General features: G+C 74.2%; 20 protein-coding genes. 14 read left to right on the top strand and 6 right to left on the bottom strand.

Annotation, left to right across the window (positions count from 1 at the left end; genetic code table 11):
* Positions 1-14: 14 nt before the first annotated feature.
* Positions 15-1475, top strand: a complete 1461-nt coding sequence (locus ACFVVA_RS21300; protein WP_387691588.1) for an NCS2 family permease — start codon at positions 15-17, stop codon at positions 1473-1475.
* Positions 1476-1551: 76 nt separating this feature from the next.
* Here ACFVVA_RS21300 and ACFVVA_RS21295 read toward each other — a convergent pair whose 3' ends face one another.
* Entirely contained in the window at positions 1552-2001 is a 450-nt protein-coding gene (locus ACFVVA_RS21295; protein WP_387691586.1) for a VOC family protein, read from the bottom strand.
* A gap of 131 nt (positions 2002-2132) precedes the next feature.
* On the opposite strand from ACFVVA_RS21295, the gene ACFVVA_RS21290 reads away from it, so the two are divergent.
* Together ACFVVA_RS21290 and ACFVVA_RS21285 are read left to right on the top strand one after the other, a co-directional pair.
* Positions 2133-3056, top strand: a complete 924-nt coding sequence (locus ACFVVA_RS21290; protein WP_387691584.1) for a DUF4231 domain-containing protein — start codon at positions 2133-2135, stop codon at positions 3054-3056.
* Between the two features lie 183 nt (positions 3057-3239).
* On the top strand, positions 3240-4958 hold the full coding sequence (locus tag ACFVVA_RS21285; RefSeq protein WP_387691582.1) for a hydrogenase maturation protein: 1719 nt from the start codon (positions 3240-3242) through the stop codon (positions 4956-4958).
* A gap of 118 nt (positions 4959-5076) precedes the next feature.
* On the opposite strand, the gene ACFVVA_RS21280 is transcribed toward ACFVVA_RS21285, so the two are convergent.
* On the bottom strand, positions 5077-5958 hold the full coding sequence (locus ACFVVA_RS21280) for an MHYT domain-containing protein (protein WP_387691580.1): 882 nt from the start codon (positions 5956-5958) through the stop codon (positions 5077-5079).
* A 295-nt stretch (positions 5959-6253) separates the two neighbouring features.
* Positions 6254-6712, bottom strand: a complete 459-nt coding sequence (locus ACFVVA_RS21275; protein WP_359905722.1) for a VOC family protein — start codon at positions 6710-6712, stop codon at positions 6254-6256.
* 120 nt (positions 6713-6832) lie between these two features.
* Between ACFVVA_RS21275 and ACFVVA_RS21270 the strand changes: the two genes are divergently transcribed.
* Together ACFVVA_RS21270 and ACFVVA_RS21265 are read left to right on the top strand one after the other, a co-directional pair.
* Complete coding sequence (locus tag ACFVVA_RS21270; protein ID WP_030235202.1) at positions 6833-7267, top strand: MarR family winged helix-turn-helix transcriptional regulator; 435 nt, start codon at positions 6833-6835, stop codon at positions 7265-7267.
* A gap of 451 nt (positions 7268-7718) precedes the next feature.
* Positions 7719-9008, top strand: a complete 1290-nt coding sequence (locus tag ACFVVA_RS21265) for an MFS transporter (protein WP_359913881.1) — start codon at positions 7719-7721, stop codon at positions 9006-9008.
* A 45-nt stretch (positions 9009-9053) separates the two neighbouring features.
* On the opposite strand, the gene ACFVVA_RS21260 is transcribed toward ACFVVA_RS21265, so the two are convergent.
* Positions 9054-9590 (bottom strand): GNAT family N-acetyltransferase, encoded by a 537-nt coding sequence (locus ACFVVA_RS21260; RefSeq protein ID WP_387691577.1) that lies wholly within the window; start codon positions 9588-9590, stop codon positions 9054-9056.
* 44 nt (positions 9591-9634) lie between these two features.
* On the opposite strand from ACFVVA_RS21260, the gene thpR reads away from it, so the two are divergent.
* On the top strand, positions 9635-10222 hold the full coding sequence (gene thpR / locus ACFVVA_RS21255) for an RNA 2',3'-cyclic phosphodiesterase (protein WP_387691575.1): 588 nt from the start codon (positions 9635-9637) through the stop codon (positions 10220-10222).
* 444 nt (positions 10223-10666) lie between these two features.
* On the opposite strand, the gene serC is transcribed toward thpR, so the two are convergent.
* Positions 10667-11794: a phosphoserine transaminase gene (gene serC, locus ACFVVA_RS21250; RefSeq protein ID WP_387691573.1), complete on the bottom strand. Its 1128-nt coding sequence runs from the start codon at positions 11792-11794 to the stop codon at positions 10667-10669.
* A gap of 174 nt (positions 11795-11968) precedes the next feature.
* Positions 11969-13069, bottom strand: coding sequence for a citrate synthase 2 (locus ACFVVA_RS21245; RefSeq protein WP_387691571.1), 1101 nt, complete (start codon positions 13067-13069; stop codon positions 11969-11971).
* Positions 13070-13440: 371 nt separating this feature from the next.
* Here ACFVVA_RS21245 and pdxH point away from each other — a divergent pair, with 371 nt between their 5' ends.
* The 8 genes from pdxH (at position 13441) to ACFVVA_RS21205 (ending at position 25647) form a co-directional block, all read left to right on the top strand.
* Positions 13441-14139, top strand: coding sequence for a pyridoxamine 5'-phosphate oxidase (pdxH, locus tag ACFVVA_RS21240; protein WP_387691665.1), 699 nt, complete (start codon positions 13441-13443; stop codon positions 14137-14139).
* A gap of 154 nt (positions 14140-14293) precedes the next feature.
* A complete protein-coding gene (gene fxsA, locus ACFVVA_RS21235; protein WP_359913861.1) occupies positions 14294-14485 on the top strand; it encodes an FxSxx-COOH cyclophane-containing RiPP peptide in 192 nt (63 codons plus the stop codon).
* A gap of 240 nt (positions 14486-14725) precedes the next feature.
* Positions 14726-16114: a TIR-like protein FxsC gene (locus ACFVVA_RS21230; RefSeq protein ID WP_387691568.1), complete on the top strand. Its 1389-nt coding sequence runs from the start codon at positions 14726-14728 to the stop codon at positions 16112-16114.
* Positions 16104-20117: an FxSxx-COOH system tetratricopeptide repeat protein gene (gene fxsT, locus ACFVVA_RS21225; protein ID WP_387691566.1), complete on the top strand. Its 4014-nt coding sequence runs from the start codon at positions 16104-16106 to the stop codon at positions 20115-20117. The genes ACFVVA_RS21230 and fxsT overlap by 11 nt, the downstream gene beginning before the upstream one ends.
* 35 nt (positions 20118-20152) lie before the next feature.
* Complete coding sequence (locus tag ACFVVA_RS21220; RefSeq protein WP_387691564.1) at positions 20153-21313, top strand: FxsB family cyclophane-forming radical SAM/SPASM peptide maturase; 1161 nt, start codon at positions 20153-20155, stop codon at positions 21311-21313.
* 227 nt (positions 21314-21540) lie between these two features.
* Positions 21541-22608 carry an aKG-HExxH-type peptide beta-hydroxylase gene (locus ACFVVA_RS21215; protein WP_387691562.1) on the top strand — a complete coding sequence of 356 codons (1068 nt, stop codon included), beginning with the start codon at positions 21541-21543 and terminating at the stop codon, positions 22606-22608.
* Positions 22609-22994: 386 nt separating this feature from the next.
* A complete protein-coding gene (locus ACFVVA_RS21210; RefSeq protein WP_359913873.1) occupies positions 22995-23180 on the top strand; it encodes a hypothetical protein in 186 nt (61 codons plus the stop codon).
* Positions 23181-23241: 61 nt separating this feature from the next.
* A complete protein-coding gene (locus ACFVVA_RS21205; RefSeq protein ID WP_387691560.1) occupies positions 23242-25647 on the top strand; it encodes an FxsB family cyclophane-forming radical SAM/SPASM peptide maturase in 2406 nt (801 codons plus the stop codon).
* Positions 25648-25661 lie beyond the last annotated feature (14 nt).

The raw sequence follows: 25661 nt of genomic DNA, 5'->3' as shown, positions 1-25661 counted from the left end.
CAGAGGACGCACGCATGCCTGTGGTCCAGCCGACCACCGAGTCGCCCGAACCCGCCGACGCCGCGCCGAAGCCCCCCACGAGCGCCGTCGACCGCTTCTTCCGGATCAGCGAGCGAGGCTCCACCCTGCCGCGCGAGATCCGCGGTGGTGTCGCCACCTTCTTCACCATGGCGTACATCCTGGTGCTGAACCCGATCATCCTGGCCAGCGGCACCGACGTCACCGGGGCCCACCTGGACAGCGGCCAGCTGGTCACCGCCACCGCCCTCACCGCGGGTCTCACCACCCTGCTGATGGGCGTCATCGGCAACGTCCCGATCGGCCTGGCCGCCGGCCTCGGCGTCAACACGATCGTGGCGCTCCAGCTCGCTCCGAAGATGACCTGGCCGGACGCCATGGGCATGGTCGTGCTGGCCGGTTTCGCGATCATGCTGCTGGTCGCCACCGGTCTGCGCGAGCGCGTCATGAACGCCGTCCCGCTCGGCCTGCGCAAGGCCATCGCGATCGGTATCGGTCTGTTCATCAGCCTGGTCGGCCTGGTCGACTCCGGCTTCGTCAGCCGCATCCCGGACGCCGCCCACACCACCGTCCCGCTCCAGCTCGGCAGCAACGGGCACCTGCTCGGCTTCCCGGTGCTGATCTTCGTGGTCGGCCTGCTGCTCACCCTGGTCCTGCTGATCCGCAAGGTGCCCGGCGCCATCCTGATCAGCATCGCGGTCTCCACCGCGCTCGCCGTGGTCATCGACAAGGTGGCCGACGTCCCGGCGGCCAAGTGGGGCCTCACCGTCCCGACCTGGCCGGGCAACCCGGTCTCCGCGCCGGACTTCGGACTGGTCGGCAAGGTCAGCCTGTTCGGCGGCTTCGAGAAGGTCGGCGTGCTGACCGGCCTGCTCTTCGTCTTCACCGTGCTGATGTCCTGCTTCTTCGACGCGATGGGCACCATCCTCGGCGTGGCCGACGAGGCCCACCTGCTGGACGAGAAGGGCGACCTGCCCGGCATCAACAAGGTCCTGATGGTCGACGGCATCGCCACCGCGGCCGGCGGCGCCACCTCGGCCTCCGCCAACACCTGCTTCGTCGAGTCCACCGCCGGCGTCGGCGAGGGCGCCCGGACCGGCTTCGCCTCGATCGTCACCGGCCTGCTCTTCGTGGTGGCGCTCTTCCTCACCCCGCTCGCCACCATGGTCCCGGCCCAGGCCGCCACCCCGGCCCTGGTCACCGTCGGCTTCCTGATCCTGGCCAACTCGATCAAGGCGATCGACTGGGCCGACTACACGATCGCGATCCCGGCCTTCGTGACCATCGTGATGATGCCGTTCACCTACAGCATCACCAACGGCATCGGCATGGGCTTCATCGTCTTCTGCGTGATGCGCCTGGCCGCCGGCCGCGGCCGCGAGGTGCCCGTCCCGATGTACGCGGTGGCGACGGTGTTCGCCTTCTACTACCTGATGCCGGCCTTCGGCCTGCTCTGACGCCGTACGCCGACCGAGCCCCGTCCCCCCGTTCCGGGAGGGCGGGGCTCCGGCGTTCCCGCGGGCGGCCGTCCGGTCAGTGGACGCAGAACTCGTTGCCCTCCGGGTCTCCCATGACGGTCCAGGCGCCGCCGGGCTCCTCGACGTGCCGCAGGACGGTGGCGCCGAGGGATCCGAGGCGGGCGACGGTGGCCTCGCGCTCGCCCGGGCCGGGGTGGACGTCGAGGTGCAGGCGGTTCTTGCCCCGCTTGGGCTCGGGGACGGCCTGGAACAGGACACGGCGGCCGAGGCCGGTGTCGGAGGCCGGATCGAACGGGTCCTCGGGGTGGCGGACGGCGGCCAGGGAGCGCCAGGCCGGACGGCCGTCCAGCTCGGTGACGTCCTCCGGGCCGACCGCGCCGGCGGCGAGCAGCCGGGTGATCAGCGAGCCGTGGTCCTCCTGCCTGTACTCCAGGGCGGCGGCCCAGAAGGCGGCCTGGCGGTGCGGATCGGCGCAGTCGATGACGAGCTTCCAGTGCAGCGGCATGTAACCGTTTCTACCGGTTACCGGGAGGGCGGGCAACGGCCGGCCGTCAGAAGTTGTCAAAAAGGCACTCGTGTAGGCGAGTTGGCGGCGGGAATACTGCCTGGACGGAGAAGGGGGAGGGGACTCGACCGATGGTGCAACAGGATCCGCCGGGGGGCGTCGAGGCACAGCTGCTGCCGGAGCTGTTCTGGACGACGGACAAGGCCTCGCTGGACGGCCAGCGCGAGACGCTGCGCTGGTACCGCGGGCTGATCGCGATGCTGGTGGTCGCCGCGGTGATCGGGTCGTTCCCGGGCCCGGACGACAAGGCCGACTTCGACGTCTGGCCGCTGTTCTCGGTCGCCGCCTTCCTGGTGGCCGGCTACTTCTGGTCCCGGCTGCGCCGCAGCAACCCGCAGGGCCGCTGGTACCAGGCCCGGGCGGCGGCCGAGTCGGTCAAGACGCTGGCCTGGAAGTACACCGTCCGGGCCCGGCCGTTCGACGGCCCGGCCGAGTCCGCGGACGTCGACCGCGGCTACCTGCTCCAGGTCGAGGACGTGCTGCGGGCCTTCGAGGACCCGGAGATCGTGCCGCCCGGCAGCGTCGCCGAGATCACCCCGGAGATGCGCCGCCGGCGCGCCGAGAGCCTGACCGCGCGGCGCACCCTCTACCTGCGCACCCGGGTCGAGGGCCAGCGCACCTGGTACCGCTCCCGGGCCGAGGCCTGCGACTCGCAGGCGGTCTCCTGGGGGCTCGGCGTCGCGGTGCTGATCATCGTCGGTGCCGCGGCGGCCGTCGCCCAGGCCACCGGCGCGCTGCCGGTGCACGTGTTCGGCGCCACCTCGGCCGCGGCCGCGGCGATCATCGCCTGGACGCAGCTCAAGCAGCTCGGCCCGCTGGCCGCCGCCTACCAACTGGCCGCGCGCGAGCTGGAGAACGTCGGCAACCAGCTGTCCGACCTCGACCTCCGGGCGCCGGACGCCGAGGCGGGCTGGGCCCGGCTGGCCGCCGAGGCCGAGGACGCGGTCTCCCGGGAGCACACCACCTGGCGGGCCCGCAGGGCGTTCCCGCGCTGAGCCGGGCCGGGCGGCGGAGGGTACTCGACCGGAGCGGGGACTTGGGGAGATCCGGCGAAACGCGGGGCGCAGGTGTGCGGGGCGCGTGAGGGTAGAGCGCCCAGGTACGGACCGTAATCATTACGTGTCCATGCCCTGGTTTCATCGCCTGCGCGCGACCCCAGTTCCCGCCGGAGGCCCTCCTTGCGCATTCTCCTGATCGCCAGCGCGTTCAACAGCCTGACCCAGCGCGTCCACACCGCCCTGCGCGAGCGCGGCCACCAGGTCGCCGTCCAACTCGCCCTCGACGACCAGCGGATGAGGGCGGCGGTGGCCCGCACCGACCCCGAGCTGATCATCTGCCCGATGCTCACCAAGGCCGTCCCGCAGGACATCTGGTCCACCCGGACCGTCCTGATCGTGCACCCGGGCCCCAAGGGCGACCGCGGCCCCTCCTCGCTCGACCGGGCGATCACCGAGGGGGTGGAGCGCTGGGGCGTCACCGTGCTGCAAGCCGTCGCGGAGATGGACGCCGGCGACATCTGGGCGTCCGTCGAATTCCCCGTCCCCGCCTGCGGCAAGAGCGAGTTGTACCGGGGCGAGCTCGCCGACGCCGCCGCCGAGGCCGTCCTGCTGGCCGTCCAGCGATACGAGGGCGGGCTGTTCACCCCCGAGCCGCTGGACTACGCCCGGCCGGACGTGCACGGCGAAGCGCGCCCCTTCCTGCGCCAGGAGGAACGCCGGATCGACTGGGAGCGGGACGGCACCGCCACCGTGCTGCGCAGGCTGCGCGCCGCCGACTCCCAGCCCGGCGTCCTGGACGAGCTGTACGGACGGGAGTTCTTCCTGCACGGCGGCCACCCCGAGGACGAACTGCGCGGCCCGGTGCCCGGCGCCGTGCTGGCCACCCGGGACGGCGCGATCTGCCGGGCCACCGTGGACGGCGCGGTGTGGATACCGCAGCTGCGCCCGCGCCGCACCCCCGGCGGGCCGGTCACCTTCAAGCTGCCGGCCGCCACGGTGCTCGCCGACGAGCTGTACCGGGTCCGTGAGGTGCCGGTGAGTCCGGAGCGGGCGGGCCGCCGGGACACCTGGTCGGAGCTGCGCTACCGCGAGGAGGGCGAGGTCGGCTTCCTCGAATTCGCCCACGCGGGCGGGGCGATGAGCACCGAGCAGTGCCGCCGGCTGCTCACCGCCTACCGGGAGGCGGCCGACCGGCCGACCTCGGTGCTGGTGCTCGGCGCGCCCCGGGACTTCTACTCCAACGGGATCCAGCTCAACGTCATCCAGGGCTCGGCCTTCCCGGCGCTGGAGTCCTGGGAGAACATCAACGCGATGGACGACTTCGTCGAGGCGGTGCTGACCACGACGGACAAGGTGACGGTGGCGGCGCTGGCCGGGAACGCGGCCGCCGGCGGGCTGATGGCGGCGCTGGCCGCCGACGAGGTGTGGTGCCGGGAGTCGGCGGTGCTCAACCCGCACTACCGGCTGATGGGCCTGTACGGCTCCGAGTACTGGACCTACACCTTGCCCCGCCGGGTCGGCGCCGAGCAGGCCGAGCGGCTCACCGCCGAGGCGCTGCCGGTCGGCGCCGACCACGCCCGCCGGATCGGCCTGGTGGACCGCACGGTCGGCGGGGACGCGGCCGGGTTCCGCCGCTGGGTGGCGCGCGAGGCGGCCCGGATCGCCGCCGCGCCGGACCTCACCGGGCGGCTGGTGGACAAGAAGCGCCGCCGCGCGGCCGACGAGGAGGCCAAGCCGCTGGCCGAGTACCGGGCGGAGGAACTGCGCCGGATGCACGCCAACTTCTACCGGGCGGGCGAGCCGTACCACGCGCTGCGGCGGGACTTCGTGCACAAGGTCTGCCCGGTGGCCACGCCGGAGCACGTGGCGGGGCTGCTCGGGCGGCCCGGACAGCCGTAACGGCCGGCCCGGGCCCCGGCGGGGCCCTTCGGACAGTGGGAGCGGGGACGGGCGGCGCCCGGCCGGGGTGGGGGGCCCGGCCGGACGCCCGCTCGGGCCCCCGCTCCCGTGCCCGGCCTCAGCGCCGGGCGGCCCCGCCCAGCGGCCGCCGCTGCGGGAGCAGCGGGCTGCCCTGGTCGCCCGGGGTGCGCGCGGCCCCCGCGGCCCGCGCGGTCCCGGAGGCGCGCGGGGGCCGCGGAGGCAGCGGGGCGGCCGGACCGGCCAGCAGGGGCTGGGAGTCGGACCGGCTCGGCGAGACCGCGAAGGCCAGCGAGCCGAAGAACACGTAGCAGCCCAGCCCGACCCCGAGCGGGAAGATGAACTGGAGCGCCATCACGCCGGCCTCGGTGGAGCGCGAGAGGTCCAGCTGGACGGAGAGCGCCGCCATGCCGGTGTAGTGCATCGCGCAGACCGCCACGCCCATCACCGGCGCCGCCGCCAGCACGGCGAGCGTGCCCCGGATGTTGAGCGCGGCCCAGAGCGCGGCCGTGGCCGCGACCACGGCGATGGCCACCGAGGCGGCCACGGTGGGCCGGTCGTAGCCGAGGGTGCCGGGCAGGACCATCGCGGCCATGCCCAGGTAGTGCATCGCGGCGACCCCCAGGCCGGTGGTCAGCCCGCCGACCAGCAGGGCCAGGACGCGGCGCCGCCAGTACCCGACGGTGAAGAGCCCGACGCCGACCACGGCGACGGCGACCAGCAGGCTGAGCACGGTCAGGCCGGGCCGGTAGCCGATCTCGACGCCGGTCACGGAGAAGCCGAGCATCGCGATGAAGTGCATGGACCAGATCCCGGCCCCGAGCGAGGTCGAGGCGAACAGCAGCCAGACGGCCCGGGTGCGGCCCCGGGAGACGAGTGCCCAGCGGGCGCTGCGCAGGGCGACGAAGGCGCCGACGCAGGCGACGAAGTACGAGACCGCCGGTGTCACCCAGCCGTGGTCGGCATGGTGGATCTCACCCAATGGAGCTCCCTGGAGGAGGGTTGAGGGCACCGGGGCGCGGGCGGACGCGGCTGGCCGGGGAAGGCGCGCGGCGGCGGGCACCGGAGCGGGAACGTGCTCCCGCAGGGGAGGAGCCTGGCATGTGGTGCCCCTGACAATCCGGGAGAGTAACCACTGCCCGGCGGTCGCACAATGTTCGTGCTTTTCGTGAAGTCCCAGGTCAGGATGGGCCTTTACGCGGCCTGCATGATCCCGGCACCAAGCCCTGACACCGCCTGCGCACCGCCTCCGGGTGGCTGCGGTCCGCTGTCGGCGCTCACTCCAGGGGGGCTAGCCCGAACGGGTGGCCGGCCGGGTCGATCAGCACCCGCAGGGTGCGGCCGTGCTGGTAGGCGGGCTCGGTGGCGCCGAGCGCGAGGGCCTTCGCGGTGGCCTCGTCCAGGTCGTCGACGTAGAAGTCGAGGTGGAAGTGCTTGCTGCCGTCCGGTTCCGTCCACGGTTCCGGCCGGTAGCCGGTCACCCGGCCGAAGCCCAGCGGGCTGCCGCCCTCGGGGTTGTCCAGGATCGCGAAGCGCTCGTCCGCGTGCCTGGTCTCCCACCCCAGCAGCTCGCCGTAGAACGAGGCCAGCGCGACCGGGTCGGCGCAGTCGATGGTGACCATGGCGAGCCGGGCGAAGCCGGTGTCGCCCGGCCCGGTGCGCGCGGACCGCTCGGACGGCTGCGGCTGTTCGGACCGCTGGGACCGCTCGGACTGCTCGGTGGCGAGGTCGGACATGGCAGGTCGGCCCTTCCGGGAGAGAGCTGGGGCCCATGACCAATATGGCACCGCGGTGACCCTCCGGCACGGCGGCGGATCTCATTTTCCTTAGCGAGAGTAATGACGTAGGCTAAAGAGATGCCCGAGATGTCCGAGCAGGACCTCGCAGCGATCAGTCAGCTGCGATCGTCCACGATGCGCCTCTCCCGACGACTCAAACACCAGCGGGTGGAGGAGTCGCTGAGTCCCACCGAGATGGGAGTGCTGGGCACCCTCGCCCGGTGCGGAAAGGCGACGCCGGGTGAGCTCGCCCGGAAGGAGCACGTGCAGCCTCCTTCGATGACCAGGATCGTCGCGATGCTGGAGGAGAAGGGGCTGGTGCGGCGCGAACCGCACCCCGAGGACCGCCGCCAGGTGGTCGTCAGCAGCACCGAGCAGGCCGAGACGATCCTCGCGGAGAGCCGTCGACGCCGGAACGTCTGGCTCGCCGAACTCGCCCAGGGGCTCGACGAGGAGGAATGGGCCGTCCTCAGGGAGGCCGCGCCCGTGCTCTACAAGCTCGCCCACCTGTAGCTCGCCCACGCGCAGCTCGCACACCTCAGAGGCACACCGACCCCGGCCGGCCGCCGGGAGAAGAAGGAGCCCGCATCACCGCAGGACCGACCACCGACACCAGGAGCGCGGCGGCCCCCCCCCAGGCCGGCGCGCCCCCCGGGGGGGCCAACCGGGCACCCCCCCCCCCCGCCCGCCCCCCCCCCGCCCCGCCCCCCCCCCGCCACGAGGGGAGACCAACGTGACACCGCCGGCCGCAGCCAGCGCCGCCGCCATCCGCACCGACGACCCGACCGCCGACCCCGCCGCGGCCACTGCCGCGGCCGCCGACGCCCAGGCACCCGCCCCCACGGGGCTGCCCGGCAACGGCGACGACGACCCCGACGAACGCACCGCGGCGGACTCCGCCGCCCAGCGCCGCGCCCACGCGGCAGCGTCCCCGACCGGCACCCGCTTCACCAGGCCCGGGGGGATGTTCTCCTCACTGCGCGTTCGCAACTACCGCTACTACTTCGCCGGCCAGGTGGTCTCCAACACCGGCACCTGGATGCAGCGCATCGCCCAGGACTGGCTGGTGCTGAGCCTCACCGGCAGCCCGCTCGCGGTCGGCATCACCACCGCCATGCAGTTCCTGCCGATGCTGCTGCTCGGCCTGTTCGGCGGCGTGCTCGCCGACCGGATGCCCAAGCGCCGGCTGCTGGTCTTCACCCAGGGCGCGATGGGCCTGCTGGCCGCAGGCCTCGCGGTGCTGACCGTCGGCGGCGTGGTGACGCCGTACTACGTGTACGCCTTCGCACTGCTGCTCGGCCTGGTCACCGTGGTGGACAACCCGACCCGGCAGGCCTTCGTCTCCGAGATGGTCGGGCCCAAGGACCTCGCCAACGCCGTCAGCCTGAACGCCGCCAACTTCCAGACCGCCCGGCTGGTCGGCCCCGCCGTCGCGGGCCTGCTGATCGCCGCGGTCGGCAGCGGCTGGGCGTTCGCCGTCAACGCGCTGTCCTTCGCCGCCGTGATCGGCGGGCTGCTCGCGATGCGGGAGAGCGAACTGCGCCCGACCGAGCCGATCGCCCGCGAGAAGGGTCAGCTGCGCGAGGGGCTGCGGTATGTCAAGGAGCGGCCGGAGCTGCTCTGGCCGATGGTGCTGGCCGGGTTCATCGGCACCTTCGGCTTCAACTTCCCCACGCTGCTCTCCGGCTTCGCGTACGACACCTTCAAGGTCGGCGCCGGCCAGTACGGCCTGCTGAACACCGCGATGGCGATCGGGTCGCTGACGGGTGCGCTGCTCGCCGCCCGCCGGGGCGTGCCGCGGCTGCGCCGGCTGGTCGGCGCGGCGCTGGCCTTCGGAGCGCTGGAGGTGGTCGCCGCGTTCGCGCCCGACTACTGGACCTTCGCGCTGCTGCTGATGCTGGTCGGGGTCTTCGGGCTGAGCTTCAACACCTCGGTCAACTCCTCGCTGCAGCTGGCCACCGACCCCGCGATGCGCGGCCGGGTGATGGGCCTGCTGGTGCTGGTCTTCACCGGCGGCACGCCGATCGGCGCCCCGATCGTCGGCTGGGTGACCGCCTCGTACGGGCCCCGGCTCGGCCTGCTGGCCTGCGGACTGGTGTCCGCGGCGGCGGCCGGCACGGTCGGCCTGGTGCTGGCCCGCAGCGCGGACCTGCGGGTGCGGTTCGACCTGCACCCGGGCCGCGGCGGCCGGGTGGTGGCCTTCGTGCCGCGGACCGCGCCGGCGGCCAAGTCGGAGCTGGCCGCGGCCTGCTGACCGTCCGTCGGGCCCCCGGGAGGCGCCCCGGGGGCCCGTGGCGGTTCAGAGCCGGATGGCGAGCACCTGGCCCGGCCAGACGCCGTCCGGCCGCTCGATCTCGAAGCCCTCGGTCTCGGTGAAGCCGAGCGCCCGGTACTGGGCGACCAGCCCGCGGTCGGCGCCGGCGTAGCAGTCGACCCGGAGCAGGCCGATGCCGCGGCGGCGGGCCTCCTCCACCGCGTCGGCGATCAGCGCGGCGCCGATGCCCGAGCCCTTGCGGGTGCGGTCGGTGACCAGGTTGCGGACGAACAGCTCGCGCTCGGCCACGGCGGGGACGTACGCGCCGCGCTCCTCGGACAGCACGCAGGAGCCGACCGTACGGCCCCGGTCGTCCACCGCGAGACGGATCAGGAACGGCTCGGCGCCGTACTTCGCGATGTGCTCCACCCGGGCCGGGTCGGTGCTGAAGGGCCGGTCGCCCCACTGGCCGGTGCGGCCGCGGCCGGCCAGCCAGGCCACGGCGCCGTCGAGCAGGGCGAGGACGTCGGGGATGTCCTCGGGGCCTCCGGTGCGGATCTTCACGCCGCTGGGATCGATCATGGATCCGTTCTATCCCGAACCGGCGTGCGCGGGAAGATTGATCCATGAGGTTGTTCGTGGCGGTGCTGCCACCCGTCGAGGCGCTGCAGGGGCTCCTCGACGCGGTCGCGCCGCTGCGGGAGCTGCCCGGGGCGGAACGGCTGCGCTGGACCGGCGTCGAGGGCTGGCACCTGACCCTGGCCTTCCTGGGCGAGGTGCCGGCCGAGCGGCTGCCGGAGCTGGCGGCGGGCCTGGCCGCCGTCGCCGAGGTCCACCCGGTGCACCGGCTGCGGATCGCGGGCGCGGGGCGGTTCGGCGACCGGGTGCTCTGGGCCGGGGTCGAGGGCCAGGCCTGGGCGCTGCGCCGGCTGGCCGACGCCGTCACCGCGGCCACCGCCGAGGTCACCGGGGCGACCGACGACTACGCCTTCCACCCGCACCTCACCCTCGCCCGGGCCGGCTCCTCGCGCGGCCACCGCAGGGCCGTGCAGCGGGTCGCGGCGGCCGAGCTGGACGGCCTGGTGGCGGCGCTGGCCGACTACCGGGGGCCGGAGTGGGACGCCACCGGGCTGCACCTGGTGCGCAGCGACCCGGGCGGCGGCTCGGTCCACTACGAGTCGCTGTACACCTGGCCGCTGGCGGACTGGAGCTGAGGCCCCCCGGGGCGGCTCCACGACCGGGGCCGCGGGGCCCGGGGCCGGGGCCCGGGAGAAGTCCGGGGCGGGCCGCAGGTACGCTCGATGACCGTGGATCCCAAGACTCGTATGCGCATCGTCTCCGGCACCCTGGTGCTGATGCTGGTCGTCGTGCTGATCAGCTCGCTGGTCGGCCGCTAGGGCGTGTCTGACAATTCCCGCCGGGTGCGCGACGCCGGGGCACGCACCTCGCCGCGTTGTCGTCGGTCGCCAATGCTCCGCAGTGGCTCCCTCCTCCGCCTTGCGATGCACGCACCCCGACGCCGCGCCCTGATCCGACTCGAATGGTCAGACACGCCCTAGGACACGCCCCCGGCGGGAGGACCCCCGGCCCGGCCCCGGAACGGCGAGAGGGCCACCGCCCGTCGGCGGTGGCCCTCGGCCGTGTCCTCGGGGGACCGGTCAGACCTTCGCGAGCTGCTCCACCACGTGGTCGATGCAGTGGGTGAGCGCCTCGACGTCCGCCGGGTCGATCGCCGGGAACATCGCGATGCGCAGCTGGTTGCGGCCCAGCTTGCGGTACGGCTCGGTGTCCACGATGCCGTTGGCACGCAGTGCCTTGGCGACCGCGGCGGCGTCCACCGACTCGTCGAAGTCGATGGTGCCGACCACCTGGGAGCGCTCGGCCGGGTTCGCCACGAACGGGGTGGCGTAGGAGGACTTCTCGGCCCAGGAGTACAGCCGGGACGAGGAGTCCGCGGTGCGGGCGACCGCCCAGTCCAGCCCGCCGTTGCCGTTCAGCCACTCCAGCTGGTCGGCCAGCAGGAAGAGGGTGGAGAGCGACGGGGTGTTGTACGTCTGGTCCTTCGACGAGTTGTCGATGGCCGTCGGCAGCGAGAAGAACGGCGGGATGTAGCGGCCGGAGCCGGCGATCTCGGCGGCGCGCTCCAGCGCGGCCGGGGAGAACGTCGCCAGCCACAGGCCGCCCTCGGAGGCGAAGGACTTCTGCGGGGCGAAGTAGTAGACGTCCGTCTCGGTGATGTCCACCGGCAGGCCGCCGGCGCCCGAGGTCGCGTCCACCAGGACCAGCGAGCCCTCGTCCGCGCCCACCGGACGCCCGATCGGCATCGCGACGCCGGTCGAGGTCTCGTTGTGGGTGAGCCCGTAGACGTCCACGCCGGCCTCGGCGACCGGCAGCGGGTGGGTGCCCGGGGCGGTCTTGATCACGGTCGGCTCGCCGAGCCACGGCGCGGCCTTGACCGAGGAGGCGAACTTCGAGGAGAACTCGCCGAAGTCCAGGTGCTGGGACTTCTCCCGCACCAGGCCGAAGGCGGCGATGTCCCAGAAGGCGGTGGAGCCGCCGTTGCCGAGGACGACTTCGTAGCCGTCCGGCAGCGAGAACAGGCTGCTCACGCCCTCGCGCACGCGCTTGACCAGGTCCTTGATCGGGGCCTGGCGGTGCGAGGTGCCGAGCAGGGAGGTCTGGGTCGCGGCGAGGGCACTCAGGGCCTCGGGGCGCACCTTGGACGGTCCGCAGCCGAAACGGCCGTCTGCGGGCTTGATGTCAGCGGGGATCTGGATCTGAGCCACGCGCGCAGCCTACCGGCCGGAGGGTTCGGCGGGGTACGGCCGTCCGCCCGCTGAGACCGTGATCACTGCTGCCCGGAGGCGGGCCGGAGATGTGCGGCAGCGGGCCCGGCCGGAGCCGGACCCGCTGCTCAGGGGCACTGTCCGGACGCTCGTCCGGTATCCCCGGGGAGGGGATCAGCGGACGATGGCGTCCCAGCCCTCGATCTCCTCGGGGCGGCGCGGGCCGGGGCCGATGTAGCGCGCGGAGGGGCGCACGAGCCGGCCCGTGCGCTTCTGCTCCAGGATGTGCGCCGACCAGCCGGCGGTGCGCGCGCAGGTGAACATCGAGGTGAACATGTGCGCCGGGACCTCGGCGAAGTCCAGCATGATGGCGGCCCAGAACTCGACGTTGGTGGCCAGCACGCGGTCGGGGCGACGGTTGTGCAGCTCCTCCAGCGCGGCCTTCTCCAGCGCCTCGGCGACCTCGAAGCGCGGCGCGCCGAGCTCCTTGGCGGTGCGGCGCAGCACCCGGGCGCGCGGGTCCTCGGCGCGGTAGACGCGGTGGCCGAAGCCCATCAGACGCTCGCCCTTGTCCAGGGCGTTCTTGACCCAGGCGGTCGCGTCGCCGGTGCGCTCGATCTCCTCGATCATGCCGAGCACGCGCGACGGCGCGCCGCCGTGCAGCGGGCCGGACATCGCGCCGACCGCGCCCGAGAGGGCGGCCGCGACGTCGGCGCCGGTGGAGGCGATGACCCGGGCGGTGAAGGTGGAGGCGTTCATGCCGTGCTCGGCGGCCGAGGTCCAGTAGGCGTCGACGGCCTTGACGTGCTTCGGGTCCGGCTCGCCCCGCCAGCGGATCATGAACCGCTCGACGACCGTCTCGGCCTTGTCGATCTCGCTCTGCGGGACCATCGGCAGGCCCTGGCCGCGGGCCGACTGGGCGACGTAGGACAGGGCCATCACGGCGGCCCGGGCGAGGTCGTCGCGGGCCTGCTCGGCGTCGATGTCCAGCAGCGGCTTGAGGCCCCAGACCGGGGCGAGCATGGCGAGTGCGGACTGCACGTCGACCCGGATGTCGCCGGAGTGCACGGGGATCGGGAACGGCTCGGCGGCCGGCAGGCCGGGGTTGAACTTGCCGTCCACCAGCAGGCCCCAGACGTGGCCGAAGGAGACGTTGCCCACCAGGTCGTCGATGTCGACACCGCGGTACCGCAGGGCGCCGCCCTCACGGTCGGGTTCGGCGATCTCGCTCTCGAACGCGACGACTCCCTCAAGCCCGGGTACGAAATCGGACATGCGACGGCTCCCTCAGTTCTGTGATCGGCGCTCCGCCGTGGTGGGGCGGCGCACCAGTGACCGAATGGTGTTTGGCACTCGGTGCCAGAGTGACAGGCACGGGGTGCATTGCGCCATACACCACCGTGGTGATGTTTCCCGCGGGCCCGCTCGACTTTCCCGCCGGAGGGGCCGGTCGTGCCCGGGGGAGCCCCGGAACCCCTGCGATCCCCGGAGCCAAACGCCTTGTTCCGGACAATTCCCCTCGGGGCGGGCGGTCAAGCGGCGGCGGGTCACCTCATCTCCCACCGGGGTTTGTCCGGAGGTAGCGGCGCCCGTTGCTTGTCGTACGGGATGATGTTGGCGTGCAGACCCCGGATCGCGCCCAGTCGATGCCCCCGAGCCCCGCCAACCGGACCCTGGCCGACGAGGCCCGCCCCGGCCCGGACCTCACCGTGATGCGCAAGCACTACAGCCACGAGGGCCTGGTCGAGGAGCGGCTCGCGCCCGAGCCGATCGGCCAGTTCACCCGCTGGTTCCACGAGGCGGACGACGCCGGCGTGGTGGAGCCCAACGCCATGGTGCTCTCCACCGCCGACGCCGAGGGGCGGCCCAGCTCGCGCACCGTCCTGCTCAAGGGCTACGACCTGCGCGGCTTCGTGTTCTTCACCAACTACGGTTCCCGCAAGGGCTCCGAGCTGGCCGCCAACCCGTACGCGGGGCTGCTCTTCCCGTGGATCGCGCTGGCCCGCCAGGTGATCGTCCAGGGCCGGGTGGAGAAGGTCGGCCGGGACGAGACCGCCGCCTACTTCCGCACCCGCCCGCACGGCTCCCAGCTGGGCGCCTGGGCCAGCGAGCAGTCCAGCCCGGTCGGCGGCCGGGAGGTCCTCGAACAGCGCTACGCCGAGCTGGAGCGGCGCTACCCGGAGGGCGAGGGCGTGCCCGTCCCGCCGTTCTGGGGCGGGTACCGGGTGGTCCCGCAGAGCGTCGAGTTCTGGCAGGGCCGGGAGAACCGGCTGCACGACCGGCTCCGCTACGTCGCCGACCCGTCCGACCCGACGGGGTGGCGGGTGGAGCGGCTCTGCCCGTGATCCCTTCGGCCCAAAGGCTCCGCGCGGCGTCCGCGCGGAGCTGATGGACCGTCATCCGTCCGGTAGGATGCCCGTCGCGGACCTGGGCCGATGCAGCTCCGGCCGGCGGCCCGCCGTGCCGACACGATCGAGTGAGGGACTGAGTGAGGGACTGATGGGCGTCACCGGTGCGGGAACCGCCGCTGGACTCGGCTCTGACCTGGTCGACGTCGCCGCCCTGCCGCTCGACGAACTCGACGCCCTGCCCGACACCGTCCTCGGTGACCTGCTGCGCCGGGTGGTCGCGGACGCCCTGACCCCCGGCGCGGAGCCGCTCGCGGCCTTCCAGTCGGCGCTCGACCGGTAGCACCGCAGGAGCCCGCGCCCCCGCGCCCGGCGCGTCGAGCCCGACGGGCGCCCGCGCCCCCCGCCGGTGCGCCCCCTGAGCGCCGGAGCGCCCCCGGCCGGGGAAGTGCGCCTGACCACCGGCTAAACCCCCCGAGGCGGCCGAATCCGCCAACTCGCCAGCGTGGACGGTGGAGTTCGGGACATGCTGGGGTATGAAACCAGCGCCGTCGCGGACCGTTGGGCACGGGGGGAACAGGTGATGGAGCACGAACAACACCGGCCGTACTTCTTCTTCAGCTACGCGCGTCGGGACTTCGAGGCCGAGGACGCCTTCGTCAACCAGTTCTTCAACGACCTGCGGGACGAACTCGGGCGGCTGGTCGGCACCGGCGTGCGCGGCGAGGAACTGGCCTACCGGGACACCGAACAGCTGCGCCTGGGCGACGACTGGGCCGAGCGGCTGGCCACGATGCTCGGCCGCAGCCGGACCATGATCGCGCTCTACTCCCCGGCCTACTTCACCAGCCTCTACTGCGGCAAGGAGTGGACCGCCTTCCGCGGCCGGGTCCGGCGCCACCACGAGGAGACCGGGGAACTCATCCCGGCGCTCGTCCCGGTGCTCTGGGAACCCGTCGAGCCGGGCGACCTGGCCGACGAGGTCAACAAGATCCAGTGGGCCCAGCCGGACATGGGCGAGGCCTACGCCCGGTACGGCCTGCGGGCGCTGCTGCGCACCGCGCAGGGCGGGGCGTACGAGCAGGTCGTCCGGGTGGTCGCGGAGCGGGTCCGGGACGCGGCCGCGCGCCGGCTCGGCGAGCTGCCCGAGTTCGACCTGGGCGCCGTGCGCGGCTACTTCCCGCCCCCGGCGGCGCCGCCCGCGGCGTCCGCCCCCGGGATGGTGCGGCTGTTCATCGCGGCCGGGCGCGCCTCGGAGTCCGCCGCCGAGGGCGGCTGGTACGGCTCCAAGCCGTGGCACTGGGCGCCCTACCACCCGCCCGTCCAGCCGTCCCTGGCGGCCCGCGCCCAGCAGGTGATCACCGGCGCCGGACACACCACCACGCTGGAGGAGGTCGACACCGCCCTCGCCGACAAGCTCGACCAGGCCCGCGAGGACAGCCAGGTCAGCATCCTGCTGGTGGACCCGTGGGTGGCCGGAGCCGAGCGCTACCGCTCCGCGCTGCGCGCGTACGACGAGCAGAACCACCCCGTCACCGGCGTGATGGTGCCCGCCGGCAGCGGCGACCCGGCCGACGGGCCGGAGCGCGACGCGCTCTGGGCGGGCGTGCGCGACGTGTTCCGGCGCAACTGGCTGCGCCGGAGCGACCTGGAGCACTTGTTCCGGGTCAAAGTGAGCCGGGAGAGCTTCGACAACGACCTCACCATCATGGTGACGGTCGCTCAGAACAAGCTCATGGACGACAACCTGGATTGGGGGGACGATGGCGGCGACGCCTTCGGCCTCGGCCCCGGCGGCCCGGACGCCGGCCCGGCGATGCCCGGGCTGACCATCCCGGCCGGCCCGCCGGGGCCCCGCCGGGGGCCCGCACGCGTCAACCGGGGCCTCCCGGGTTCCACCGACCTGCCGCACCAGAGCCGGGGCAAGGACACCGCTGTCCCGCTGAGGGGGGAGAAGAACGATGACCACTGAGCCCGGCGCGGATCCGGAGCGCGGCGGACCGGGATCGGTCGTCACGTTCTACTCCTTCAAGGGCGGCACCGGCCGCACCATGGCGCTCGCCAACGTCGGCTGGATCCTCGCCAGCCGCGGCCTGCGCGTCCTGGTCGTCGACTGGGACCTGGAGGCGCCCGGCCTCCACCGGTACTACCACCCGCTGCTGGTCGACCCGGAACTGCACTCCACCGACGGCCTGATCGACCTGCTGCGCTCCTACGTCAAGCAGGCGCTGCCCTCCACCGCCGGGCCGGTCGGGCAGTCCCCGGCCGCCTGGCTGGACGAGCCCGGGCGCCTGGACGGCTACGTCTGCGGCCTCGCCCTCGACCTGCCGCCCGGCGGCCGGCTCGACTTCCTGCCCGCCGGCCGGCAGAACGCCGCCTACGCCGCCGCCGTCACCAGCTTCAACTGGCGCAGCTTCTACCACGGCCGGGACATCCGCGGCGGCGAGTTCCTGCGCGAGCTGCGCGACCGCTGGGCCCGCGGCTACGACTACGTGCTCATCGACAGCCGCACCGGCGTCAGCGACACCTCCGGCATCTGCACCGTCCTGATGCCCGACACCGTGGTGGACTGCTTCACCTTCAGCGTCCAGAACATCCGCGGCGGCGTCGACGCGGCCCGCGACATCGCCGCGGCCGAGGAGCGGGCGATCCGGGTCCTGCCGGTGCCGATGCGGGTCGAGGACGCCGAGCAGGAGCGCCTGGAAGCCGGCCGCGACTACGCCCGCGAGGCCTTCGCCCCCTACCTGGGCCGCTGGCTGGCCGGCGACCGCCGGGCCGGCTACTGGGCCGACGTCGAGGTGCCGTACAAGCCCTTCTACGCCTACGAGGAGGTGCCCGCCACCGTCGCCGACCGGCCGCAGGAGGCCCGCAGCCTGCTCAACGCCTTCGAGCGGCTGGCCGGCTGGATCACCGACGGCCGGGTCCGCGCCCTGCGCCCGCTCACCGCCGAGACCCGCCGCCGGCTCTACGGCGCCTACCTGCGCTCCGCCCGGGCGGTTCCGCGCCAGGTGTTCGTCAGCTACGCCCCCGAGGACCGGATGTGGGCCGAGTGGGCCGCCGGGACGCTCACCCGCTTCGGCTACCAGACCTCCCTGCACAGCGCCGCCGAGCCGTACAGCGGCTCCCGGCCGCCGGAGGTCGCCGGGCCGGTCGACGGCCAGGGCCGGCTGCTCGCGCTGCTCTCGCCCGAGTACACCGCGCTGCCCCGCGCGGCCGAGGTCTGGCAGCTCCTCCAGGGGCGCGAACTCGCCTCCGGATCACCGTCGTTGGTCGCCTTCCGGCTCCAGGACTCGGACGAGCCGGTGCCCCGCCCGTTCACCGGGCCGCCGGTGCCCGACCTGGTCCGCTCCTCCGCGGTCGGCGCCGAGTCCCAGCTCTACGCCGAACTCGGCCCACCGCCCGGCAGCAGCCGCCAGTCGGACACCGACAGCGGGGAGTTCGCCGCCCCCGCGCGGTTCCCCGGCACCGCCCCGCAGGTCCAGGAGGCGCCCTCGCGCAACGCCGCCTTCATCGGCCGCGGCAAGCTGCTCGAACTGCTCCGCAACCGCTTCACCGGCGGGCCCGCCGCCGTGCTCAGCCAGGTGCTCTACGGCTTCGGCGGCGCCGGCAAGTCCCAGATCGCCGCCGAGTACGCGCACCGCTTCAAGGCCGCCTACGACGTGGTCTGGTGGGTGCCCGCCGAGGAGCCCGCCAACATCCCGCAGAAGCTCGCCGAACTCGCGCCCCGGCTCGGCGTGCCCACCAGCGACGACGTCGCGCACACCGCCGCCGCCGTGCTCGACGCGCTGCGCCGCGGCCAGCCGTACCGCCGGTGGCTGCTCGTCTTCGACAACGCCGGCACCCCCGAGGAGCTCGCCCCCTGGCAGCCGGCCGGCTCCTCCGGCGGGCACGTGCTGATCACCTCCCGCAACCAGGGCTGGGCCCGGCACGCAGGCCTGGTGGAGGTCGACGTCTTCCTCCGCGAGGAGAGCGTCCGGCTGCTGCGCCGCTTCAACGGCGGGCTCTCCTCGGAGGACGCCGACCAGGTCGCGCAGCGCCTCGGCGACCTGCCGCTCGCCGTCGGCCAGGCCGCCGTCTGGCTCCAGGAGACGTCGATGCCGATCGCCACCTACCTCGAACTGCTCGACGAAGAGCTCACCGAGATGCTGGAGCGCACCCGGCTGCGCGCCGCCGACTACCCGCACTCGGCCGCCGCGACCTGGCGCATCTCGGTCGAGGAACTGCGCCGGATGAACGCCCCGGCCGCCCAGATCCTGGAGATCTGCGCCTTCTTCGGCCCGGACGCCATCCCGATGCGGCTGCTCTACAGCCGGGCCGTCACCCGCGCCCTGCGGCTGCCCCCGCGCGCGCCCCGCGACAAGCTCGCGATCGGCGAGTTCCTGCGCGCCATCAACCGCTTCGGGCTCGCCCGCACCGACCAGGGCAGCGAGACCATCACCGTGCACCGGCTGGTCCAGGCGGTGCTGCGGGACCAGGTCGAGGAGGAGCGGCGGGCCGAACTGCGCGGCGTCGTCCACGCCGCGCTCGCCACCGCCAACCCCGGCGACCCGGACGTGCCCGTGAACTGGGCCGAGTACGCCGAACTCCTGCCCCACCTCTGGCCGTCCGGAGCGCTCGACAGCGCCGACGAGGACGTCCGGCAGTGGATCATCGACTCGGTCCGCTACCAGTGGAAGCGCAGCCTGCACGAGTCCGGCCGGGAACTCGCCGAACGGACCCTGGAGCACTGGCGCCAGGACGGCTACGGCGGGCCCGGCTTCGACGCCGACAACGACGCCCAGACGCTCATGCTGCGCACCCAGCTGAGCAACATCCGCCGCTCCCAGGGCGCCCTCCAGGAGGCGTACGAGATGGACCGGGACATCCTGGAGCGCTTCACCGCGACCCTGGGCCCGGAGCACTCCCACACCCTCGCCGTCGCCAACAGCCTCGGCGCCGACCTGCGCTTCCTCGGCCGCTACGACGAGGCCCGGGCGCTCGACCGCCGCACCCTGGACGCCGCCCGGCGCACCCTCGGCCCGGACCACCCCCGCACCCTGATGATCACCAACAACCTCGCCGTCTCCGACTACCTGGCCGGCGACCGCCGGGCCGCCCTGGAACGGCACCGCAGCAACTACCTCCAGCAGCGCGACGCGCTCGGCGCGCACAGCCTCTACGCGCTCTCCTCGGCCTCCAACTACGCCCGCGACCTGCGCGAGACCGGGCGGCTGCGGGAGGCCCTGGACCTGCTGGAGGAGACCGTCCGGATCTACCAGCAGACCATCGGCGACAGCCACACCGACACCCTGCGCGCCCGCAAGAACCTGGCCGTGGCGCTGCGCCGGGCCGGCCGGTACCACGAGGCCCTGGAGATCGACGAGGACATCTACCAGCGCTACCTGGACATCAACGGCCCCGAGCACCCCGACACCCTGGCCGCCGCCACCAACCTGGCCAGCGACCTCAACGCGCTCGGCGACACCGGGCGGGCGATCCCGCTGGCCGAACGGGCGCTGGCGCGGTACCGCGACTACCTGGGCGAGAACCACCCGGTGACGCTGGCCGGCGCCAACAACCTCTCGGTGTACCTGCGGCTGGCGGGGCGCGCGACGGAGGCGCGCGACCTGTCCGGCCGTACGCTGGCGCAGTTCCGCACCGTCCTCGGCGCGCACCACCTCTACATCCCGATCGCGATGATGAACCACGCCAACGACCTGTCGCTGGCCGGGGAGCTCCAGGACGCGCTCGACCTGGAACTGGAGGCCGCTCCGCTGATGACCGAGGCCCTCGGCCAGGACCACTACGACTCCATCGGCATCAACTCCAACCTCTCGCTGTCGATGGCCGCCCTCGGGTACGCCGAGCGGGCGGCGGAGCTGCGGGCGGACTGCATCCGGCGGGCCCGGATCACCCTGGGGGAGGAGCACCCGACGACGATCGCGGTGCGGGCCGGGACGCGGCTGGACTCCGACGTGGAGCCGCCGCACGTGTGACGGACGGTCGGCCGGCGTGGCCTAGGCTCACCGGCATGGTGCCGTTCCGGCAGTTCCTGCTGAAGATCCACAGTCGGTGCAACCTGGCCTGCGACTACTGCTACGTGTACGAGGGCGCGGACCAGAGCTGGCGCGGGCGGCCGCGGCGGATGGAACTCGCGACCGTCCGCCGCACCGCCCGGCGGATCGAGGAGCACGCGGCCGAGCACGGCCTGGACGAGGTGTCCGTGGTGCTGCACGGCGGCGAGCCGCTGCTCGTCGGCGCGGCCCATCTGGACGCGCTGCTGGCCGAGTTGGCGGCCGTCCGGCCCCGGACGCGGTTCACCGTGCAGACCAACGGGCTGCGGCTGCTGGACGAACCGGCCCTGCTCGACGTGCTGCACCGCCACCGGGTCGCGGTCGGGGTCTCGCTGGACGGCACCCGGGCCGGCCACGACCGGCACCGCAGACTGCCCTCCGGCGCGGGCAGTTGGGCACGCACCGCCGAGGCGGTGCGGCTGCTCGGCTCGGACCGGCACCGGGACCTCTTCGCCGGCCTGCTGTGCGTCGTCGACCTGGAGTCCGACCCGGTGGCCACCTACGAGGCGCTGCTGGAGTTCGCGCCGCCCCGGATCGACCTGCTGCTGCCGCACGCGACCTGGCGGGAGCCGCCGCCCGGCGTCCGGCCGCGGCCGGTGCCGGACGCGCCGCCGTCGGGCGCGGAGCCGGCGCCGTACGGGCAGTGGCTGATCGCCGCCTTCGACCGCTGGTACGACGCGCCGCGGCGGGAGACCGGGGTGCGGCTGTTCGAGGAACTGGCGGTGCTGCTGCTCGGCGGGCGGGCGGCCAGCGAGGCGGTCGGGCTGGCGCCCGTCGACCTGGTGGTGGTCGAGGCGGACGGGACGATCGAGCAGGCGGACAGCCTCAAGGTGGCCTACGACGGCGCCCCCGGGACCGGCCTGGACGTGTGGCGGCACGGCTTCGCGCGGGCGGGCGCGCACCCGGCCTTCCGGGCCCGCCAGCGCGGCCTCGCGGGCCTCGGGCCGGTCTGCGCCGGCTGCCCGCTGGCCCGGGTCTGCGGCGGGGGGCTGTACGCGCACCGGTACGCGGGGGACGGCTTCGGGCACCCGTCGGTGTACTGCGCGGACCTGGACCGGCTGGTCCGGCACATCGCGGGGCGCCTGCGGGCGGGGGTGGCGGGGCTGGCGGGGAGCTGAGGACCGGTGCGGGGCGGGCGTCGGGCGGTGGGTTCCTGGTGGGCGGTGGGCGTCGGGCGTCGGGTCGCGGGCGTCGGCGGGTGGCGGTTCGGCTCACCCGTCCGGGTCATGCCCGGCCGCCGTCCGGCTGATCCGCCCCGGCGCGGGGAGACTGCGGGCGGACCCGGCGGGTTGGGCGATGGGCCGGCCGACCGGGCCGGGAGCCGAACGGACGAGGAGGAGGACCGGTGGCGGGTACGGGCGAGGTGGTGGCGGCCGGGGTACCGGGCGCCCGCGGGGCGGACGGGCTGCCCCGGCACGGCGTGGACCGGGAGACGTTCCGGGCGATCGCGGGCGCGCGCGGCGGGCCGCAGGCCGTCCGGCTGCTGCGCGGCGGGCAGTTGAGCAAGCGGGCGCTGCTGCTGCTGGCGCTGCGCCGGGCGGTGCCGGAGCACGACGGCTACCGGGAGGCGTACGCCCGGGTCCGGGCGCTGCAGCGGGACGACCGGGAGCAGTGGGAGGAGGTGCTGCTGCGGCCCGAGTTGGACGCCTGGGCGGCCGACTGCCTGCGCGGCGCGGCGGCGGGGGAGGACGTTCCGCTCGGCGGGCTGGGCGAGTTCCTCCGCCCCGGCTCCGGCGCGCCCCTCGCGCTGGAGTGCGACGGGCTGCGCTGGGCGCCGTCGATCGACCACGCCGGCCCGCGCCGGGTGGACTACGGACGTCCGCCGGCCGGTCCGCTCGCCGACGACGAACTCGGGCTCTGGGAACAGCGCTTGTCCGAGGCCTGGGACATCCTGGTGCGCCGTCACCGCCGCCATGCGGCGGCCGTCGCGGCCTGCGTGACCACTGTCGTCCCGCTGCGGCCCGCCCCCGGCGGGGAGGCGGTGAGCGCCGCCGCCCGGCGGGCCTACGGCGCGGTGGCGGCCTCGCTGCCGGGCGATCCGGTGCTGCTTGCGCTGGCCCTGGTGCACGAGTTCCTCCACGTCCAACTCGGCGCCCTGCTGGACCTGGTGCCGCTGCACCGCCCCAACGGCCCGGCCGTCCACCACGCCCCCTGGCGGCCCGACCCGCGCCCGGCCGGGGCGCTGCTCCAGGGGGCGTACGCGCACCTGGGCGTGGCGGACTTCTGGCGGGCGGAGGCGGCCGCCGGGGCGGGCGACGCCGCCCGCGCGCACGGGGAGTTCGCGCGCTGGCGGACGCACACCCTGGCCGCCGGGCGGACGCTCCTGAGCTGCGGCGAACTGACGTCGAGCGGGCTTGAGTTCACCGAGGAGCTGGTGCGGACCGTCCGGGAGCTCGGCGAGCCGGGGGAATGAATCCCGGACATCGGACGCTTGGCCGGATGGTGTGCTTGTCGGAGGGCTTCCCCGGGCACTCCCGGGGTGTGCCCAGGTACTGGTTCAGGTGCTGGTCCCGGTTCCCGGCCGGGTTCTCCTCCGGGTTCTCCTCCGGATGCGGGCCCGGGTGTTCGTCCGGGCGCTCGTCCCGGCGGTGCGCTTCGGCGTGCGCCAGGGCGAAGTGCGCGACCGCTGAACGGGTGAATTCTGGGGGCTCAGCGCGCTGTCGTACGACGTGGACCGCCTGGGGAGTTCAACGTGAGTCCGCAAGGTGCCGCGCGGAGTCTTCGCTGGCACTACATTGGTCGCAACCGGGTGGGCTTACCCACCCTCGGCAGGTCCTAACCGCGCCTAAGGAAACGAATATGACTCCGGTAACCAGCATCAGGCCGGCCGGCAAGCTCACTGACCCTCAGGAGACGCCGGAACGCCCCTCTCTCGCCGATCTCGCCGCGCTCGGCGCGGAAGAGCTCGCCTCCCGGCTCCAGCGCGCGCTCCCCGGCGCGGAATCCGGCCTCGTGCCGGTCGCTGCCTTCAACTCCTCGATCTGACCCGACCCGGACCTCCGAGCGGAACCCAGACCGAGCAGACCGAACCGAGCCGAACAGTTCCATGACGACGTCGATTCCGCTGCCGTTGACGCAGTTCGTGGTCAAGATGCACAGCAGGTGCGATCTGGCCTGCGACCACTGTTACGTCTACGAGCATGCGGACAGCAGCTGGCGCTCCCGGCCGAAGGTCATCGCGGACGGGATCATGGCCAAGGCCGCCGAGCGCATCGGTGAGCACGCGGCCGCCCACCGGCTGCCCGCCGTCCGGGTCGTCCTGCACGGGGGAGAACCCCTGCTCGCCGGCCCGGACCGCTTGCGCCGCGCCGCCGGGACGCTCCGGGCGGCACTCCCGCCCGGCTGCGTGCTCGACCTGCGCATCCACACCAACGGCGTGCTGTTGAGCCGGGACTTCTGCGCGCTGTTCGCGGAGCAGGACATCAAGGTCGGCATCTCGCTGGACGGCGACCGGGCCGCCAACGACCGCCACCGGCGGTTCGCCGACGGACGCAGCAGCCACCCGCAGGTGCTGCGGGCGGTCGCGTTGCTGAACGCGCCTGAGTACCGGCACCTGTTCGCCGGGCTGCTGTGCACGATGGACGTCGAGAACGACCCGGTGGCCGTGTACCGGGCGCTGGCCGAACTCCGCCCGCCCGCCGTGGACTTCCTGCTTCCGCATGCCACCTGGGACGATCCGCCCGCGCGCCCCGCCGGACCGGCCACCACCCCGTACGCCGACTGGCTGCTGACCGTCCACGGGCTGTGGGAAGCGGACGGACGGCCGTTCGCCGTACGGACCTTCGAGTCCGTGCACCGGACCCTGCGCGGATTCTCCAGTCTCACCGAGTCGCTCGGCCTGGAGCCCTCCGACCTGGCGGTCCTGGAGACGGACGGGACCTTCGAGCAGGCCGACAGCCTGAAGACCGCGTACGACGGCGCGCCCGTCACCGGCATGAACGTTTTCGCGCACAGCCTCGACGACCTGGCCCGCCACCCCGGCATCGCCGCCCGCCAGTCCGGCCTGGCCGGGCTGAGCGAGGCCTGCCGCGCCTGCTCCGTGGTCCGCTCCTGCGGTGGCGGGCTGTACGCCCACCGCTATCGGAGCGACGATGGAGGAGGCAGCTTCGACCATCCCTCCGTCTACTGCGGTGATCTCATGACGTTCATCAACGGCATTGCGGGGAACGGGGGTTCGACCGGTGTTCCGGCGCGGACGGCCGAGGCCGCCCGGCCCGGCGCCGAGCCGCTGCCGCCCGGCGCGCTCACCCCGTCGCAACTCGACGAGCTGGCGCGCGGATACGGGAGCGCGGAGACCATCGCCGCGCTCGGCCGCTCCCAACTCGCCCTCACCCGGGCGATGCTGGCCGCCGCCTGGGACGCCTCCGGACAGGGGCGGGCCGAGGCGTGGGCCCTGCTGACGGAGCTCGACACGGCGGCCCCCGCCGCCGTGGACACCGTGCTCGCCCACCCGTACGCCCGCTCCTGGGCGGCCCGCAGACTCGCCGGGGACCTGCCGGTCGGGCTCGGCCCACTGGCCGCGCTCGCCGCGGCCGCCGCGGTGCGGGCCGGGCGGGGGGACGCGGTGGCGGTGCCCGTCCGCGGCGGGTGGCTGCACCTGCCGACGCTCGGCCGGATCGCCGTACCCGACGGCGAGGCCGTGGTCACCGGGCGGGCCGACGGCTTCGAGGTGCGGGCGTCCGACGGCTCGGTGCACACCGTGCCGGACCAGCCGCTGCGGCGGATCCGGCTGGCCGGCGGCTGGACGGTCGCCCTGGAGGACACCGACCCGCTGCGCGACTGCCACGACCACCCGGTGGCGGACCGCCTGTCCGAGGGCGAACTGCTCGACTGGACGGGCGCGTTGCGCGAGGCCTGGGAGCTGCTCGGGCGGGACCTGCCCGGGTACGCGGAGGGCATCCGGGCCGGCCTGGCGACGGTCACCCCGTTGCGGCCGGGCCCGACCGGCCGGGACGTCAGCTCGGCGGCCCGACAGGCGTACGGTGCGGTCGGCATCGCCCGGCCCGCCACCGCGCCGGCCCTCGCCCTGCTGCTCGCGCACGAGTTCCAGCACGTCAAGCTCGGCGCGGTGCTGGACCTGACGGACCTGTACGACCGCGCCGACACCACGCTGTACCTCGCCCCCTGGCGGCCCGACCCCCGGCCGCTCGAAGGGCTGCTCCAGGGCACGTACGCCCACCTGGCCGTCACCGAGTACTGGGGCACCCGCACCCGCGCGTACGACGGACTGCCGGGACCGGCCGCCGACCGGGCGCGGGAGCAGTTCGCGCTCTGGCGGCGGTACACCGCCGAAGCCGTGGAGCGGCTGGCGTCGTCCGGGGCCCTGACCGGGACCGGCTCGCGCTTCGCCGACGGCATGCGTGCCACCGTGGCACCCTGGCTCGCCCTGCCGCTGCCCGCCGCCGCCGAGCAGGCGGCCGACCGGGTACGGCGCGAACGGGCCGGGGTCTGACCTCCCACTCCCGC

The organism is Kitasatospora sp. NPDC058048 (genome assembly GCF_042885555.1).
In the GTDB taxonomy this organism is placed as follows: domain Bacteria; phylum Actinomycetota; class Actinomycetes; order Streptomycetales; family Streptomycetaceae; genus Kitasatospora; species Kitasatospora lactacystinica.
This window is presented reverse-complemented; position numbering and strand designations above follow the sequence as displayed.